The 15,923-nt window shown below is 64.6% G+C and carries 18 protein-coding genes; 7 read left to right on the plus strand and 11 right to left on the minus strand.

The window, feature by feature from the left end; genetic code table 11:
* Positions 1-337 precede the first annotated feature (337 nt).
* Complete coding sequence (locus tag HYH08_RS36495; protein WP_220014656.1) at positions 338-1,009, minus strand: response regulator transcription factor; 672 nt, start codon at positions 1,007-1,009, stop codon at positions 338-340.
* A gap of 301 nt (positions 1,010-1,310) precedes the next feature.
* On the opposite strand from HYH08_RS36495, the gene HYH08_RS36500 reads away from it, so the two are divergent.
* Entirely contained in the window at positions 1,311-2,996 is a 1,686-nt protein-coding gene (locus HYH08_RS36500; protein WP_220014657.1) for an MFS transporter, read from the plus strand.
* A gap of 68 nt (positions 2,997-3,064) precedes the next feature.
* On the opposite strand, the gene HYH08_RS36505 is transcribed toward HYH08_RS36500, so the two are convergent.
* The 3 genes from HYH08_RS36505 to HYH08_RS36515 form a co-directional block, all read right to left on the minus strand.
* The gene (locus tag HYH08_RS36505) at positions 3,065-3,538 is read right to left on the minus strand and encodes a secondary thiamine-phosphate synthase enzyme YjbQ (RefSeq protein ID WP_220014658.1); all 474 of its coding nucleotides are present in this window, start codon (positions 3,536-3,538) and stop codon (positions 3,065-3,067) included.
* Between the two features lie 132 nt (positions 3,539-3,670).
* Positions 3,671-4,192, minus strand: a complete 522-nt coding sequence (locus HYH08_RS36510) for a hypothetical protein (protein ID WP_220014659.1) — start codon at positions 4,190-4,192, stop codon at positions 3,671-3,673.
* Positions 4,193-4,232: 40 nt separating this feature from the next.
* Positions 4,233-4,475 (minus strand): hypothetical protein, encoded by a 243-nt coding sequence (locus HYH08_RS36515; protein WP_220014660.1) that lies wholly within the window; start codon positions 4,473-4,475, stop codon positions 4,233-4,235.
* Between the two features lie 75 nt (positions 4,476-4,550).
* Between HYH08_RS36515 and HYH08_RS36520 the strand changes: the two genes are divergently transcribed.
* The 5 genes from HYH08_RS36520 to HYH08_RS36540 all read left to right on the plus strand — a co-directional run bounded on the left by HYH08_RS36520 (position 4,551) and on the right by HYH08_RS36540 (position 7,187).
* Complete coding sequence (locus HYH08_RS36520) at positions 4,551-4,925, plus strand: AtpZ/AtpI family protein (protein WP_220014661.1); 375 nt, start codon at positions 4,551-4,553, stop codon at positions 4,923-4,925.
* A 111-nt stretch (positions 4,926-5,036) separates the two neighbouring features.
* Positions 5,037-5,786 (plus strand): F0F1 ATP synthase subunit A, encoded by a 750-nt coding sequence (locus HYH08_RS36525; protein ID WP_220014662.1) that lies wholly within the window; start codon positions 5,037-5,039, stop codon positions 5,784-5,786.
* Between the two features lie 53 nt (positions 5,787-5,839).
* Complete coding sequence (locus HYH08_RS36530) at positions 5,840-6,067, plus strand: F0F1 ATP synthase subunit C (protein WP_018643436.1); 228 nt, start codon at positions 5,840-5,842, stop codon at positions 6,065-6,067.
* A 62-nt stretch (positions 6,068-6,129) separates the two neighbouring features.
* Complete coding sequence (locus HYH08_RS36535) at positions 6,130-6,696, plus strand: F0F1 ATP synthase subunit B (RefSeq protein WP_220014663.1); 567 nt, start codon at positions 6,130-6,132, stop codon at positions 6,694-6,696.
* A gap of 5 nt (positions 6,697-6,701) precedes the next feature.
* A complete protein-coding gene (locus HYH08_RS36540; protein WP_220014664.1) occupies positions 6,702-7,187 on the plus strand; it encodes a F0F1 ATP synthase subunit B family protein in 486 nt (161 codons plus the stop codon).
* Between the two features lie 208 nt (positions 7,188-7,395).
* Here HYH08_RS36540 and HYH08_RS36545 read toward each other — a convergent pair whose 3' ends face one another.
* The 5 genes from HYH08_RS36545 to HYH08_RS36565 form a co-directional block, all read right to left on the minus strand.
* Complete coding sequence (locus HYH08_RS36545) at positions 7,396-8,046, minus strand: hypothetical protein (RefSeq protein WP_220014665.1); 651 nt, start codon at positions 8,044-8,046, stop codon at positions 7,396-7,398.
* 159 nt (positions 8,047-8,205) lie between these two features.
* On the minus strand, positions 8,206-8,793 hold the full coding sequence (locus HYH08_RS36550) for a GNAT family N-acetyltransferase (protein ID WP_220014666.1): 588 nt from the start codon (positions 8,791-8,793) through the stop codon (positions 8,206-8,208).
* A 39-nt stretch (positions 8,794-8,832) separates the two neighbouring features.
* Entirely contained in the window at positions 8,833-10,122 is a 1,290-nt protein-coding gene (locus tag HYH08_RS36555) for a M16 family metallopeptidase (protein ID WP_220014667.1), read from the minus strand.
* Positions 10,119-11,537: a threonine synthase gene (thrC, locus tag HYH08_RS36560; RefSeq protein WP_220014668.1), complete on the minus strand. Its 1,419-nt coding sequence runs from the start codon at positions 11,535-11,537 to the stop codon at positions 10,119-10,121. The genes HYH08_RS36555 and thrC overlap by 4 nt, the downstream gene beginning before the upstream one ends.
* A 537-nt stretch (positions 11,538-12,074) precedes the next feature.
* On the minus strand, positions 12,075-12,719 hold the full coding sequence (locus tag HYH08_RS36565; RefSeq protein WP_220014669.1) for a response regulator transcription factor: 645 nt from the start codon (positions 12,717-12,719) through the stop codon (positions 12,075-12,077).
* A gap of 86 nt (positions 12,720-12,805) precedes the next feature.
* On the opposite strand from HYH08_RS36565, the gene HYH08_RS36570 reads away from it, so the two are divergent.
* Positions 12,806-14,137, plus strand: a complete 1,332-nt coding sequence (locus HYH08_RS36570) for a histidine kinase (RefSeq protein WP_220014670.1) — start codon at positions 12,806-12,808, stop codon at positions 14,135-14,137.
* Here HYH08_RS36570 and HYH08_RS36575 read toward each other — a convergent pair.
* A complete protein-coding gene (locus HYH08_RS36575) occupies positions 14,121-14,399 on the minus strand; it encodes a DUF3325 family protein (protein ID WP_220014673.1) in 279 nt (92 codons plus the stop codon). The two genes, HYH08_RS36570 and HYH08_RS36575, sit on opposite strands and share 17 nt — an antisense overlap.
* The gene (locus tag HYH08_RS36580) at positions 14,396-15,922 is read right to left on the minus strand and encodes a PepSY-associated TM helix domain-containing protein (RefSeq protein WP_220014674.1); all 1,527 of its coding nucleotides are present in this window, start codon (positions 15,920-15,922) and stop codon (positions 14,396-14,398) included. Before HYH08_RS36580 ends, HYH08_RS36575 begins: the two co-directional genes overlap by 4 nt.
* Between the last annotated feature and the right edge of the window lies 1 nt (position 15,923).

Consider the following 15,923-nt stretch of genomic DNA (forward strand, 5'->3'; position numbering starts at 1 on the left):
CCAGCCCGCGATACGTGACGACGCGCGATCGCCCCTCAAGATCGAGCCGGGATGGTCGATACTTACGACAAATCCGAATTTCGGTAAATTGGAATATTTTCGGTGAGACGGCTTGACAGCGCCGGAGGTGTTTTGCCCGTCGGGCAGTTCGAGCCTTCGTAGCCCGGACGTCACCATATCGATTCCGTCATCCTGAGGTGCGAGTGGCGCGATGCGACGGCATCGCGCCGGGAGCCTCGAAGGATGAACGGCCGAGGTGCCACCCGGGCCGTTCATCCTTCGAGGCTCGCCGAAGAGGCGAGCTCCTCAGGATGACGGATTTGGTAGTGCCGTGAAACTACCCCGTCGGGGTGCCCTGCTTCCATTGGCCGCCGGCGATCTTCGCGGCGGCGATCACGGCCTGCGTGCGGCTCTCGACGCCGAGCTTTTGCAGGATGGCCGAGACGTGCGCCTTGATGGTGGCCTCGGAGACGCCGAGCTCATAGGCGATCTGCTTGTTGAGCAGTCCCTCCGACAGCATCATCAGCACCCGCACCTGCTGCGGCGTCAGCGTGACCAGGCGGTCGCGCAGCTTTGTCATGTCAGGGTCCGCGGCGGCCGAGAGGTCGGTGTCGGCGGGAACCCAGACGTCGCCTTCCATCACCTTGAGGATGGCATCGCGCAAGGTCTCGACGCCGAAGCGCTTCGGGATGAAACCGGAAGCACCGAAGTCGAGCGAGCGGCGGATCGTAGCGCTGTCGTCGGAGGCCGAGACGATCACCACCGGGATCGCCGGATATTGCGCGCGCAGATAGATCAGGCCGGAGAAGCCCGAGATCCCGGGCATCGAGAGGTCGAGCAGGACCAGGTCGACGTCGGAGGTCTGCTCCAAAAGCCTGGTCAGATCCTCGAACGATCCGGCCTCGTCGATCCTGGCCGAGGTCAGGACACCAGCCACCGCTTGCCGCAGCGCATCGCGGAACAGGGGATGGTCATCGGCAATGACGAGATGAGTCGAGGGAGCGTTCATCGTTCTCTTGCTGTCGTTCGTCACCCGGCCAGTAGTCCGGACCGGCGCAATGGTCAATTCTTCCCCGACCGCCGGTGGCATGCAAGGGCACATTATTCCTTTGCGGGAAGGGGGTTAATCCGCGGTCCCGCGCCACGACACTGCACTATAGGTCCGCACTGTCAGCTGCGCGTCAGTGCGGAAGGACGAAAGTCGTATTGGGGCGAGTTTCACGCCGATGTTACCTTGTGAGCAAGACCCAGGTTGATCCGGCATGGCCAGACATCTGGGGCGCGAGGAAACGCATTTCTGGGAGACAACTATGACAATGGCAGCGGCCGCCGGCGGCGTCGGGGCGCGGGGAATGACCGGTGAAGAGAAAAAGGTCATCTTCGCATCTTCACTCGGTACCGTGTTCGAATGGTACGATTTCTACCTGTACGGATGGACCGCAGCCCAGATCGGCAAGGCGTTCTATTCGGCCTTCGACGCCAACACCCAGTTCATCTTCGCGCTGCTGACCTTCTCGGCGGGCTTCCTGGTTCGTCCCCTCGGCGCGCTGGTGTTCGGCCGGGTCGGCGATCTCGTCGGCCGCAAATACACCTTCCTCGTCACCATCACCATCATGGGCATGTCGACCTTCCTGGTCGGCCTGACGCCCGGCTACCAGACCATCGGCTGGCTGGCCCCGACCATCCTGATCGGCCTGCGCCTGCTGCAAGGTCTCGCCCTCGGCGGCGAATATGGCGGCGCGGCAACCTACGTGGCCGAGCATGCACCGCAGGGACGGCGCGGCTTCTACACGTCCTGGATTCAGACCACCGCGACGATCGGCTTGTTCATGTCGCTGCTCGTCGTCTACGTCGTCCGCAACAGCATGAGCGCCGACGCATTCGCCGATCCGAGCCTCTCGGGTGGCTGGCGCTATCCCTATCTGCTGTCGATCGTGCTGCTCGGCATCTCGATCTGGATCCGCATGCAGCTCTCGGAATCGCCGCTGTTCCAGAAGATGAAGGACGAAGGCAAGGCCTCCAAGGCACCCCTGTCGGAAGCCTTCGGCAATTGGCAGAACGGAAAATACGCGCTGATCGCCCTGCTCGGCCTCACCGCGGGTCAGGCCGTGATCTGGTATGGCGGGCAATTCTACGCACGCGTCTTCCTCGTCAACACGCTCAAGGTCCCCGCGAACTCGGCCGACATCGCGCTCATCATCGCACTCGCAATTGCCACCGTCGGCTTCCTGTTCTTCGGCTGGCTCTCGGACAAGATCGGCCGCAAGCCGATCATCCTGGCCGGCTGCCTGCTCGGCGCCCTGACCTATCACTTCGCCTTCAGCCTGCTGACGACGGCCGCCAATCCGGCGCTCGAAAAAGCGCTGGCCAATGCGCCCGTCTCGGTGGTCGCCGACCCCAAGGACTGCAACGTGCTGTTCGACCCAGTCGGCGGCCGCGTGTTCACCAGCTCCTGCGACGTCGCCCGCAACGCGCTGATCGCATCGTCGGTGAACTTCAAGCTGGAGCCCGCCGCCCCCGGCAGCCTCGCCAAGGTCGTCGTCGGCTCCAAGTCGTTCGACTCCGTGAACGGCACCGGCGCCGATCCCAAGGCGTTCGCGGCCGCCCGCACCGCATTCACGAGCGCCGTGACGGCTGCGGTCGGCGAAGCCGGCTACCCGATCAAGGGCGCTGATCCGGCCGCGATCAACATGCCGCTGCTGATCATCGTCCTGACCTACCTCGCGATCCTCGTGACCATGGTGTACGGCCCGATCGCGGCCGCCCTCGTCGAGCTGTTCCCGACGCGGATCCGCTACACCTCGATGTCGCTGCCCTACCACATCGGCAATGGCTGGTTCGGTGGCCTGCTGCCGCCGATCGCGGTCGCGCTGGTCGCCGCGACGGGCAACATCTACGCAGGCCTCTGGTATCCGATCGCGATCGCGTCGATGACCTTCATCGTCGGCCTGATCTTCGTGCCCGAGACCAAGGACGTCGACATCACCAAGACCTGACGCGCGACCACGGCGCGTCCATGCAGCCGGCCGCGGAGCGATCCGCGGCCGGCTTTGCTTTGACAGCCTTACTGATTGCTGCCGATGAATTGCAGCACGATCTCGCGCCGGTGCGGGCGGGCGCGGTGCTCGATCAGATAGATCGCCTGCCAGGTGCCGAGTGCGAGCCTGCCGTTCAGGACAGGCACCTGAAGCGAGGTCTGCGTCAGCATCGTCTTGATATGGGCGGGCATGTCGTCCGGTCCTTCGGTGTCGTGGGTCCACCCGGCATTCTCGGGCGCGAGCCTCGCCAGCGACGTGCCGAGATCGACCAGCACGGAAGGGTCGGCATTTTCCTGGATCGTCAGCGACGCCGAGGTGTGACGGATGAACAGCGTCAACGCGCCGTCGCGGCCGTGAACTTCATGGATGAATTTTGCGGCTTCGCTGGTGAGATCGGTGAAGCCGCGGCCGTGTGTCTGCACGGTGAGCAGGGACGACATGATTGTCGAGGCCTGCACGGATGACGGTGCGGAGCGCGTGATCGATTTGGCTGATGTCATGAAAGGTCTCTCAACTCAGGAAGTGTCGTAGGGTGGGCAAAGCGAAGCGTGCCCACGAATCCTCGCGACGATAAAGAGATCGTGGGCACGGCGCGTTGCGCCTTTGCCCACCCCACGGCAGTTCGTCGCGTGTCAAATCTTCCCCGACACGTCCTTCTGCACGCGATTGGCCATGTCGATCAATCGGCGCCAAGCCTTTTCCAGGAACGACATCACGCGGTCCATGTCCTGCTCGCTCGGCAGCGGGATCTCGATCTTGCGCTCGCCCTCGGCCATCTTCGGCTCTGTCTTCTTCAACGGGTCGGATTTCGGCAGTGCCTCGTCGATCTTGCCCGACACGGTCGGGCCGGCCACGAGCTGCTCCTTCAGCTTCTCGACCTCTGCCTGGAGCCTGCCGATCTCGGCATCGAATGCGGCGCGCTCGTCCGGCACGGCGTAGCAGGCCCAGCCCGCGCCGTTCCTGGTGCAGGTCGACATCGTGCCGGTGCGGGTGTCGAGCCGCAGCACGCCCTCGGGAATCGGCGTCATGCTGTAGCGGCCGTTGTCGCTGTCGGGCGCCGATTGCGCGGCCATGAGGCCGCCGCCGGTCGCCGTCGCCGCGACGAGGGCCGCTGCCGCAAGCCACGATGCTGTGGATGATTTTGCTGGTCGCATCGCACTCCCCACCACGACAATCAGGTGGCGCTCTCCAATTCTACACCCGGGCGAGACGATCCGCCGCCAAAAACACCCGACCGAAATCAACGATGCCGCATCCCCGTTTGATCCCGCCAGACGGACAAAATGGCGGCCGCATTCGCCGATCATAGAAAGAGCTGCTGCGGTGCGGCGTCACGCTGTGTGCGGCGCTGCCGCGCACGCCAATATCGTTAGATAAATCAATTACATAACAGAAAGCGACGCAATCGTGACTTGGCTTGACTTGATTATAGGCCATCAGTATGGTCCGCGCGGCTTTTGAGGGTGGCGGGCGTAATTTCCATTCAGCCGCAGCGTTTCGGGTCTTCGTTGCATGACAGATGGCACGGGACACGGCGGGAATGGAGATCGCGATAGATCGCCCGAGGAAGCTGCGCTTTCCGAACGGCTCGGAAGTCTCGATCAGCGGTTGTCCGAATTTCGCGACCGCCGGATCAAGACCGAGCAACCCGCAGGTGACGGTGGAGACGGAGCGGCCAGAGCCTCGGCGATGGCGCTTGGTTTTCGGTTATCCTCCGAGTTGGTCGCCGGTGTCGCTGTCGGAGCGGGGATTGGCTGGGGGTTCGACCGCTTGCTGTCGACGTCGCCCTTCGGATTTATCGTATTCCTGCTGCTGGGCTTCGTGGCCGGCGTGGTGAATGTGGTGAGATCGGCGGGCGCGGGTCAGAACAGGCGCGGTGGTTCTTAAGCGATCCGCACAGGAGAGGAATGATCGTACCGGCCTTCCCGGTACGGGCCGGCCCGGCCGGCAGACCGAGACCCGCCGGCGTCGCCCGGCAGACCAAGAGATGCCGCGCTGATGAAAATCGATCCGATCCACCAGTTCAACATCGAGCCTCTCTTCACCCTGGGCCATATCGGCAATCACACGATCGCCTTCACCAATTCGTCGCTCTACATGCTGGTGGCGGTCGCGATCATCGCGCTCCTGATGCTCGCCAGCGGCTCGCAGCTGGTTCCCGGGCGCCTGCAATCGGTCGCCGAGATCTCCTACGAATTCGTAGCCTCGACCATCCGTTCGACGGCCGGCGCGGAAGGCATGAAGTTCTTCCCGCTGATCTTCTCGCTGTTCATGTTCATCTGCGTCTCGAACCTGGTCGGCATCATCCCCTACACCTTCACGGTCTCGAGCCATCTGATCGTCACCGTCGGACTGGCGCTCCTGGTCTTCTTCACGGTGCTGATCTACGGCGTCGCCAAGAACGGCCTGAAATTCTTCTCGATCTTCGTCCCTCACGGTGTCCCCGGCTACATCCTGCCGCTGGTGATGTTCATCGAGATCCTGTCGTTCTTCCTGCGGCCGGTCTCGCACAGCATCCGTCTGTTCGCCAACATGCTGGCCGGCCACATCGCGCTGAAGGTGTTCGCGGGCTTCGTCGCCATGCTCGGCTTCTCGCTCGGCGCCGTCGGCTGGGTCGGCGGCGTGCTGCCGCTGGCGCTCACCATCGCGCTGTACGCGCTCGAGATCCTGGTCGCGTTCCTGCAGGCCTATGTGTTCGCGATCCTGACCTGCATCTACCTCAACGACGCCATTCATCCGGGACACTGAGCGGTCCGGGGAATTTCCACCCACAACCCAATCTTTCTTCCAAGGAGTCTAAAATGGATCCGGCAGCAGCAAAACTTATCGGCGCGGGCATCGCGTGCATCGGCATGGGCGGCGCGGGCGTCGGCGTCGGCGTGATCTTCGGCAACTACCTCGCCGCGGCCGTCCGCAATCCGTCGGCTGCTCAGGGCCAGTTCGGCAACCTGATCTTCGGCTTCGCCGTGACCGAAGCACTCGGCATCTTCTCGCTGCTGATCGCGCTGCTTCTGCTGTTCGTTTTCTGAAGAACGACTTCTCATCGCGCCGCTTCATCCGAAGCGGCGCGTGACAGCAACAGGAGTACTCCATGGCCGAGAGTCATGGCGGGGCGAAAGGTCCGGCGTCGGGCGCTCACACGGAAGCCGATGGCGGTCATCACAGCGGCGGCTTCCCGCCGTTCGAGAGCAGCACCTTTGCCTCGCAGCTGGTGTCGCTCGCGATCTTCTTCGTCCTGCTCTACGTGATCGTGTCCAAGCTCGCTTTGCCGAAGGTCGGCGGTGCGATCGAGGCGCGTCAGAACAAGATCGAGGGTGACCTCGCCGAGGCGCAGAAGCTGAAGGACCAGTCCGACGCCGCGCTGAAAGCCTATGAAAGCGAGCTCGCTTCGGCGCGCACGCGAGCGCAGGCGATCGCCAACGAATCCCGTGACAAGGCGAATGCGCAGGCGGAAGCCGAGCGCAAGGCCCTGGAAGAGCAACTGGCGGCCAAGCTCGCCGAGGCGGAAAAGACCATTGCCTCGACGCGCACCACCGCCATGAGCAACGTCCGCGGCATCGCGGCCGATGCGGCAGGCCAGATCGTGCAGCAGCTCGCCGGCGTCGTTCCGGATGCGGCCTCGGTCAATGCTGCCGTTGACGCGTCCTTGAAGGGTTAGTCGATATGTTCTTCGATCCTGAAACCTGGGTCGCCATCGCCTTCGTGATCCTGATGGTCCTGTTCGGCTATCTCGGGGTCTTCAAGTCGGCGATGTCGGCGCTCGACAAGCGCGCCGAGCGCATCAAGGCCGAGCTCGACGACGCCACGCGCCTCAAGCAGGAAGCGGCCAAGGTGCTCGCCGACTACAAGGCGCTCAGTGCCACCGCCGAGCGCGAGGCCGCCGACATCATCGCCAACGCCAAGTCCGAAGCCGAGCGCATCGCGACCGAGGCCAAGGCAAAGATGGAAGACTTCGTCGCCCGCCGCACCAAGACCGCGGAGAGCAAGATCGCGCTCGCCGAAGCCCAGGCGCTGGCCGATGTCCGCGCCGCAGCCGCGGAAGCCGCCGTCCAGGCCGCCTCGACGATCCTGTCGCAATCGGTCAAGGGCCAGGTCGCCGACGATCTGCTCGCCAAGGGCATCACCGAGGTCCGGCAGAAGCTGAACTGAGGGCGAACGCCTCACCTATCAAAAAGCCGGCGCGATCAGCGCCGGCTTTTTTGTTGAGCGCGTGTAGCCACACCACAGGTGTCATCACCCGCGAAAGCGGGTGATCCAGTACGCCGCGGCTTCTCGGCTCGCACACCGCCGCCTCTGGAATACTGGATTGCCCGCCTTCGCGGGCAATGACAGTTGAGATTGCAGCGCCACCTCGCCCCTACTTCTTCCTCGGCTTCGCCTTCGGCTCCGGCGACAGCGCCTGCGGGTCGAAGCCGACATAGAAGACGTAGGAATCGGCGACCGCGGGTGCGGGCACCGGATAGGACAGGTCCTCGGCGACGAAGGTGAAGGGCACGCTGCCGCCTTCCGACATCTCGACCGTGGTCCGGTAGGCCTTCGAAGCAATCACCTTCTCGCCGACACCGCCCTGCACCACGGCAATACGCAACGGCACCTCGACGGTCGCAGGCGCGCCGGCGGGACCGGCGATGACGCGGCCCTGGATGCCGATCCGGGCCGTGATGCCCTCGGCGCTACGGGCGCATTCGCGCGCCATCTTGGTGATCGAGGCCTGGAAGCGGATGTCATTGCCGACGGCCGGCTTACCGGCGGCGCCGACCGCATAGGTTGAGGCGCCGGCGCGCACCGTCACCTGCGGGCAATCGAGGTCGTCTTCGGCCGGCTGTCCCGGTGCAGGCGGCGGCTTGGGTTGCGCCGGTTCGTCGGACTTGCCGCCGAACAGGCTCTTGAAGCGGTCGGTGAGCGACTGCGCCGCGACCGGCGAGACGGCTGCGATCGAAACCGACAGCGCCAGCGCGATCACAGGACCTCGCAGCAACGCCTTCCGCAATGACCGAAGCTCGTTCATGAACGCCTGTACTCCATGGGCAACATCCCGACCGATCGCCGGCCGGCCAGCGGGGTTATATCGCCAAAATCGGCGATCCCAAGGCGAGAAAAGAGGGCGGGAAAGCGAGGCAGGAAACAGGACGGAAACGACGGACTTGGGCCGTGGGGCAGGCCCGGCTCAGCCGCGGAAATCCTCGTGCAGCAGACCGAACAGCAGATGGTCCTGCCAGATCCCGTTGATGCAGAGATAGCGGCGCGCCAGCCCTTCGCGGGAGAAGCCGCACTTCTCCAGCACCCGGATCGAGGGCGCATTGGTGGGGATGCAGGCCGCCTCGACGCGGTGCAAATTGAGCTCGCCGAACAGCGTCGGCAGCAGCACCCGCAGCGCGGCGGTCATGTAGCCGCGATGGGCATGGGGCTTGCCGATCCAGTAGCCGATGGTGCCGGCCTGCACGATGCCGCGCCGGACATTGGCGAGCGTGATGCCGCCGACCATGGCGCCGTCGAGCTCGCGGAAAATCAGGAAAGGATAGGAGCGGTCAGCGGCGATATCCTCGGAATAGCGCCGCAGCCGACGGCGGAAACCGGACCGGGTCAGGTCGTCCGACGGCCAAATCGGCTCCCAGGGCGTCAAATAATCGCGGCTGGACTCGCGCAAATGCGCCCATTGCAGAAAGTCCGACATCTGCGGTGCGCGCAGCAACAACCCATTGCCGCGCGGCGCGAGGGCGGCGGGTCCACTGGACGGCAGGCGAAACAGGGCCATGGTGATGCTTCCCGGGGCAGATCAGCCCGCGCGCGGCTCCTAATGCAGTCGCGCCTTGGCACGTGCCCGGGTCAATCCTTCCGCAAAAGACACCGCCGTGTCCAGACCCCTGCCACTGCCTAATGCGACAACTGCAGGGCGGCTGCGCGAAAGCAGTGCACGCGCCGCGTCCCGGGTCGATTCGACGCTGACCGCGTCGATCCGGGCCACCAGTTCCTCCACCGTCTGCGGCCTTCCATAGGCCAGCACGTGCCGGGCCAGCTGCTCGGCACGGGACGAGCAGCTCTCCAGCGCCATCAGCAGGCCTGCCTTCATCTGCGCCTTGGCGCGGGCGATCTCGGCCTCGGTCAGGGTCTCCACCGAATCGTTCATGATGTCGACCACGACCTCCATCATCTCCGGCGCATCGGCCGGATCGGTGCCGGTATAGAGCCCGAAGAAGCCGGTATCGCTATAGGGCGCGTGGAACGTGTAGATCGAGTAGCAGAGGCCACGCTTCTCGCGGACCTCCTGGAACAGCCGCGACGACATTCCGCCGCCGAGAACGTTGGTGAAAACCTGAAGCGAAAACAGCGACAAGTCGTTCTGCGGCACGCCTTCCAGCGCCAGCGTCAGATGCGCCTGCTCGAGCTCGCGATGCACCACCTTGGTGCCACCCTTGCCGAACATGGCGGGCTGTGGTTTCGGGCCGGCCGTCCCCTCGAAGCTCGCAAATCGCTTCTCGACCTCGGCAACGACCTGTTCGTGATCGACTGCGCCAGCGGCGGCCACCACCATGTCGGGGCCGCGATAATGCGTCGACAGATAGCCGCGCAGCATGTCGCGATTGAAGCTGCGCAGCGTTTTCGCGGTGCCGAGCAGCGAGCGGCCCATCGGCTGGTCGGGATAGCAGAGCTCGTTGAGATGCTCGAACACGACGTCGTCGGGCGTGTCCTGGGCCGCGCCGATCTCCTGCACGATGACGTTCTTCTCGCGCTCGAGCTCATCGGGCTCGAAGGCGGGGTTGGCGAGGATGTCGGCAAGCACGTCGAGCGCGAGCGGCACGTCGGCCTTCAGGACCCGCGCGTAATAGGAGGTGGTCTCGGTCGAGGTGCCTGCATTGAGATCGCCGCCGACCGCCTCGATCTCCTCGACGATCTCGCGCGAGGAGCGCCTGGTCGTGCCCTTGAACGCCATGTGTTCGAGCAGATGCGAGATGCCGTGCTCGTTCGGCTTCTCGTCGCGGCCGCCGACACCGGCCCAGACGCCGAGCGCGGCGGTTTCGAGATGGGGCATCTTGTCGGTGACGACGGTCAGGCCGGAGGCAAGCTTGGAGATCTCGACGCTCATCCGGCAACTCCCTGTTTTGCGGCGCGGCTGACCGACAGCACGAACCGCTCGACCTCGGCCTGATCGTTCTTGATCACCTTCATGTGTTCGGATTTGGTCATGAGACCGTCGAGCCAGGCCGGCAGTTGCGGCCGCTGGCCGCAGGCCGCTTCGACAGCATCTGGGAACTTGGCGGGATGAGCAGTCGAGAGCACGATGCTGGGCACCGTGGTGTCGGTGCTGTCGCGGTCGGCGACCGCGAGCGCAACCGCGGTGTGAGGATCGACCAGCTCGCCGGCCTCGCGCCAGGCGGCGCGGATCGCAGCGGCGGTTTCGGTCTCATCGGCGCGGCCGGCATCGAACTCCTCGCGGATCGCGGCCAGCGTCGCATCGGGCAGCACGAAGCGTCCCGACTGCTTCAGCTGCTCCATCAGGCGGCGAACGCCGGCGGCATCGCGCTTGCCGGCTTCGAACATCAGCCGCTCGAAATTCGAGGAGATCTGGATGTCCATCGACGGCGAGGCGGTGGCGTGCACCTCGCGCACCTCGTAGATGCCGGTCTTGAGCGTACGGGCGAGGATGTCGTTGACGTTGGCGGCGATGCGCAGCGCGCGCACGGGAAGGCCCATCCGCTTGGCGACGTAGCCGGCAAAGATGTCGCCGAAATTGCCGGTCGGCACCACGAAATCCACGGCGCGCGCCGGCGCGCCGACGGCGACGGCGGAGGTGAAGTAGTAGACCACTTGCGCAACGATGCGGGCCCAGTTGATGGAGTTCACGCCCGACAGCGAGGTCGCATCGCGGAAGCGGTGGTTATTGAACATCCCCTTCACGAGCGCCTGGCAGTCGTCGAAATTGCCTTCGACGGCGAGCGCATGGACATTGGCCGCGCCCGTCGTCGTCATCATCCGCCGCTGCACCTCGGAGATGCGGCCGTGCGGGAACAGCACGATGAGATCGACGTTCTCGAGGCCCGCAAAGGCCTCGACCGCCGCGCCGCCGGTGTCGCCCGAGGTCGCGACCACGATGGTGGTGCGCTGGCCGCGCTTGGCCAGCACGTGGTCCATCAGCCGCGAGATCAGCTGCATCGCCACGTCCTTGAAGGCGAGCGTCGGACCGTGGAACAGCTCCAGCACGAACTGGTGCGGCGACATCTGGCGCAGCGGCACCACGGCCGGATGGCGGAAGGTGGCATAGGCCTCGTTGGCCATGCGGCCGAGCTCGGCATCTGAAATCTCGCCGCCGGCGAAGGGACGGATCACGTCGACCGCGACTTCCCAATAGGGACGCCCGAAGAAGCCGGCGATGGCCTGCGCCGGGAGCTGCGGCCAGATCGCCGGCACATACAGGCCGCCGTCGCGGGCAAGCCCGGTCAGCATCACGTCGCAGAAGCCGAGTTCGGGGGCTTCGCCCCGGGTCGAGATATAACGAGTCAAACTGCCCTCCAAAGGCCGGCCGCGCCGAAGCTTGACCCATAAGCCTTTGATTTTATGAAACTACTTGTCAACAGCCGGAGGCTTTGAACCACCATAGAGTGTTTTGCAGCATCGGGAAACCGCCTCTAGGCGGCATTCAGCCCTATGAAAAAGGGGCTGCGGCGATGCCGCAGCCCCTCTCTTGGAAGGTCTGTCGTTGTGTGCAGACCGGTTTGGCTCACGCAGGTGGCGACCCGCTCAAACTGTTCGGCCAAGCTTTCGTCGGCCGTCACGAAATCGTCAAGGGCGAAAACGACGAGAGCGGAAAGATGTTCCTGTTTTTCCCGAAACCCCGTCAGCCCCCCGGCGCGGGGATCTGGGCGGGAGGCCGGCCTACATTGCCGTGTTTTCCCGAAATCTGCGGAGCTGCGGGGAACGAATGCCGTACCGGCCCATTGTGTCGGCGGACGGTGTCGGCAGCGTCCATGCATTGCCCGGCTGCGCGCCGAGACCGGTCCGCCCTGCCGAACCGGCTGCATCCTGGAGCAGCCGGTTCGGTCAGTTCATCCCGATTTCCACGGCGATCCGGATCAGGTCGGAGTGGTTCTTCGCCCCCAGCTTCTGCTTGAGCAGCGACGTCGTGTTGGCGACGGTCTTGTAGGAGATGCCGAGCGCCTCGGCGACCTCGACGATCTTGTCGCCGCGGCCGAGCAGGCGCAGAATTTCGAGCTCCCGCGGTGTCATCTGCGAGGCCGGATTGGCCTTGATTGCGGCGCCGGAGAACGTCACGGCCTCCGCGAGTTGCGGCGAGATGAAATTGTCGCCCGCGACGACCTTGCGCACCGCTTTCAGCAGGATCCGGGGATCGTCGCCCTTGGAAACATAACCCTGCGCGCCGAGCTCGACCGCCCGCACCACGAAGGCCGGATCGTCGTTCATGCTGAACATGATGATCTTGGCGTCGGGATCGTCCTTGCGGATTCGCCGCATCAATTCGAAGCCGGAGACATCGGGCAGGCTGATGTCGATCACGGTAACATCCGGCCGCTTGCTGACATAGGCGCGGTGCCCGGATTTGGCGTCGGTCGCCTCGTCAATACGGATCGATTGGTCGGATGCGAAAAGGGTGCGGCAACCCGACAGCACCACGGGATGGTCGTCGACGATCAGGACTTTGGTCGCCGGCTTGGCGGTATCTTGCATCGTGCGCTCTCTTGTTCTTCGACTCATAGACCGGCGGGAACAAATGGAAAGAGAAATTCACGCCGATGCGCGTTAGAATTGACCTAATGTGGCAACGGCTTTCTTTCAGGACCCAACTGTTCCTTCCGCTCGGCCTGAGTTTTCTCGCTGCGCTGGCGATGGGCGGCGTCCTGCTCCAGACCTTCGCCACGGGACAACTCGCGGACGAGAACGAGCCAGGCCGGCGCTCGACCCGGACCGTCGCCATAGCGCTCAACGACGCCCTCCAGGCCTCGGACGATCCGCATAAAGTCCTCAACGCATTTGTCCGTTCGCTGGGCACCTCCTCGGATATCCAATTCCATTCCGTGGAGGCGGGTCCTACGCCTTCCATCAGGGACAGCCTGCGGAATGTGCATGGCGTGCCGCAATGGTTCGTCGACTTGATTGCCATCCCGGACCTGGATGCAGCCTCTCCTGTGATCATCGATGGCAAGCATATCGGCGACATCGTGTTCTTGCCCAACCTGTCGGCCGACCTGTTCGAGAAATGGATCGGCCTGCTTGCGCTGGCGGGCTTCATGGCGATGCTCACGGCACTGACGGGCGTCGCCGCCTTTGCATTTTCCGGCTCGGTTTTGCATCCGCTACAGCGGCTCGGCGAAGGGCTCACTCGGATGCGGCGCGGCGACTACGCGGGTCCGATTCCGGTCGGCGGACCGCCGGAGATCCGGCAGAGCTGCGAGGAGGCCAACGCGCTGGCGGCCACGCTTGCGCGATTGAGTGACGACAATCGCGACCTGCTGCATCGCCTCGTGTCGCTCCAGGACGAAGAGCGGCGCGCTCTCGCGCGCGAGCTGCATGATGAGCTCGGCCCCCTGCTGTTCAGCATCCGCGCCGGCTCGATCGCGCTGAGCGAAGCCGTGCCGGAAGCGGGAAATCTCGGCAAGCCGATGCAGGACATGATGCGGTCGGTCGAGGCGCTGCAGCAGACCAACCGCCGCATCCTGGACCGGTTGCGGCCGCTCTATATCGAGGAGCTGGGGCTTGCGGCCAGCGTGCAGACGCTGCTCCAGAACTTTAGCCGCCAGGCGCCGCAGATCAGCCTGACAGAAACGGTCGACCCTGACCTCAACGCCATCGGCGGTCCGCTGGCGCAGACCGTCTATCGCGTGATCCAGGAAGCGCTGACCAACGTGCTGCGCCATGCCGCGGCGAGCACGGCCGATGTGCAGGTGGTCATTTCCGGCGATACGCTCGCCATCGAGATCTCCGATGACGGCGGCGGCTTTCCCGAGGGCAACGTGTTCGGACATGGCCTGACCGGCATGCATGAGCGCGTGCGTGCGCTCCGCGGGTCGCTGTCACTGCTGCGCGCGGATGAACGGACTTATGTGCGCTGCCGTCTGCCGCTCGGAGAGGCTAGGTCGCTGACTTAGCCCCCGGCAACCACGCGAGCATCAGCGCGACAGCCATCGCGCTGATGCTCAGCAGACACGCCCAGACGAGCGGGCCAAAGGACGGCCCCTCGGCGCGCATCAGGATCATGAGCGGGGCGAGCAGCAGGATTGCGCCAAGCGATCGCATCGCGGTTCTGGCCCGGCTCGAAAGGCGACCGTGATGGACGAGGCGGTTGAACTGCCTGGGCTGGCTCGCCGCCAGCAAGCCCCACCCGGCAAGCAGCAGGGCCATCGTGATCATCGCTGATCCGCCCCTTGCAACGAGGCCGCGTCGGGCCGTGCACCGCGTGCCAGACGAAGCGCAACCCGGATGGCGATGAAGGCTGCGATCAGAAGCGTGGCGTCGACCCCCGCGACCGACCAAAGCTGCGGAGTAGCGATGGTCTTGATCAGATGGTCCCCGGTCGTGACCGCATTGAGCAACACGGCGAGGGAAGCGAGGCCTGAAATCATCCAGCACTGGCCAATCCAGGCGCGGCCTGTGGACGCCCATGCGTGCAGCAATGTGAGCAGCCAGGCCAGGTGAAAGACCGAGACCTCGATCGCGCCGCGCTCGACGCCCAAGACCGACGCACCGGCAGGCAAGGCGCGATTCGTCACCATGAAGGCCAGCGTCGCGATCAGGATCCCGGTCACGCTTGCGACCGTCACGGCCTCGACGACCCGCGCTCCGGAACGGCCAAGCCTGCGGTGGCGGTCGCGCCGGGACTCGACCCAGAACAGCAGTCCGGTCGCGATCAGCACGCATCCGGCAAGGCCGAGCACGAAGTACAGCCATCGCAGAGTCCAGTGCTCGAACTGGATGAAATGCAGGCCCGCGATGAAACGCTGGGTGAGCGCGGCCGGCTTCTCCGGCCTGCTTGCCGACAGCAATTCGCCGGTTGTCCCATCGACGTAGGCCACATAGGAGATATTGCTGACGACGTCCGCGGAGGCGCGGTTCAGCTGGACGTAGCTGGCGCTGTCACCCGGGTTGAAGACGTAAAGATAGTTCGGCTCCCCCTGCCCCCAGACCGATTTGGCCTTGGCGACGATCGCATCGAGCGAGATCAGATCGGCGGCACGCTTGGCGGGCGGGCGCACATAGCTGCCGTAGGCTTCGCGCCCGAACAGCCGTGCATCCTGCCGGTAGACCGCCCAGATGCTGCTGGGAAAATACAGCGAGAACAGGATCACGAGTCCCGACACGCTGATGACGACGTGAAAAGGAAGACCGAGCACGCCGGCGACATTGTGAAGGTCGAGCGTTGCCCGCCTGATCTTCCGTTCGGGCCGGAAGGTGAAGAAGTCCACGAATATCTTGCGGTGGATCACGACGCCGGACACGCACAGCACCATCATCATCATGCCGCACAGGCCGACGACCCAATAGCCGAGCCCCAGCACCTTCAGGTTCAGGCTGTAGTGGAAGGGGTAAATGAACCGGCTTCCGCCAAGCGTGCCCTGATCCGGTAGCTCGGCCCCCGTCCCCGGATCGAACAGGTGTTGTGCGAACGACCCGTCGGGCCCACGCCACAGCGCCGTGATGACCGGATTGCGCTGGTTGGGAACCAGCAGGAGCACGCTGGGTGATTTCGCCGCCAGCGCGGCCAGGTACGCAGGACGCATCGTCTCGTAGGAGAAATCCGGCGGCAATGCGAGGCGCGAGGCCGGCATCATCCATCGGTCGATCTCCTTGTCGAAGACCGACAGCGTTCCCATCCAGAAGATGGCGAATAGCAGCGAACCGAGCACGACACCGGACCAGGTGTGCAACCAGTTCATC

The sequence above is a fragment of the Bradyrhizobium sp. BR 10289 genome, from assembly GCF_019455385.1.
GTDB lineage: Bacteria > Pseudomonadota > Alphaproteobacteria > Rhizobiales > Xanthobacteraceae > Bradyrhizobium.